The organism is Achromobacter sp. Marseille-Q0513 (genome assembly GCF_018195695.1).
In the GTDB taxonomy this organism is placed as follows: Bacteria; Pseudomonadota; Gammaproteobacteria; order Burkholderiales; family Burkholderiaceae_B; genus Achromobacter.
The window spans coordinates 1-804 of the sequence record NZ_JAGTJY010000404.1; the positions used below are offsets into that span (position 1 = coordinate 1).

Genomic DNA, 804 nt, shown 5'->3' on the forward strand with positions numbered 1-804 from the left:
GAGTGATGAAGAATGGTCGTTTGCGGCGCCGTATCTGACGCTGATGGACGAACAAGCGCGGCAGCGCAAGTATGAGATACGGTTGATGTTCAACGCCTTGCGGTGGATGGCCCGGGCAGGCGCGCCGTGGCGGTTGCTGCCCAATGATTTTCCGCCCTGGGAGGCGGTGTATCAGCAGACGCAGCGCTGGTTGCAAGCGGGCTGTTTTGAAGCGATGGTGCATGACCTGCGTTCGGTCTTGCGCGTGGCGCAGGAACGTCAGGGTCAGCCCAGCGCGGTGATTTTGGATGGCCGCACGCTGCAATCGACGTGCGAAAGCGGACCGCGAGCGGGTTATGACGGCTACAAACGCAAGAAAGGCAGCAAGGTTCATATGGCTGTCGATACCTTGGGGCACTTATTGGCGGTGCATGTCACGCCGGCCAACGAGCAGGAGCGAGCCCAGGTGGGCGAGTTGGCCCAGCAGGTTCAGACGGTGATGGGCGACACGGTCAAGGTGGCGTTTGCCGACCAAGGGTATACGGGCCAGGACTCGGCCCAGGCGGCGCAAGCACAAGGCATTGATCTGCATGTGGTCAAGCTGCCCGAGGCCAAGAAAGGGTTTGTCCTGCTGCCTCGCCGATGGGTCGTTGAGCGCAGCTTCGGATGGCTGAATCGATTTCGACGGCTGGCCCGTGATTATGAACGGCTGCCTGAAACCCTAGCCGGACTGCACTTCGTCGTATTCACCATCTTGATGCTTGCCAATATGGCTCCTGCGCAAAGTTCATAACACGCTCTAGGGCGCGCATCGTAGCCTAAACG

At 60.1% G+C, this 804-nt stretch carries 1 protein-coding gene; it reads left to right on the forward strand.

The window, feature by feature from the left end; all coding sequences use genetic code 11:
- Positions 1-772 (forward strand): IS5 family transposase (locus KDH83_RS30930; RefSeq protein ID WP_212322895.1); only part of this gene is annotated, 772 nt, incomplete at its 5' end.
- Positions 773-804 lie beyond the last annotated feature (32 nt).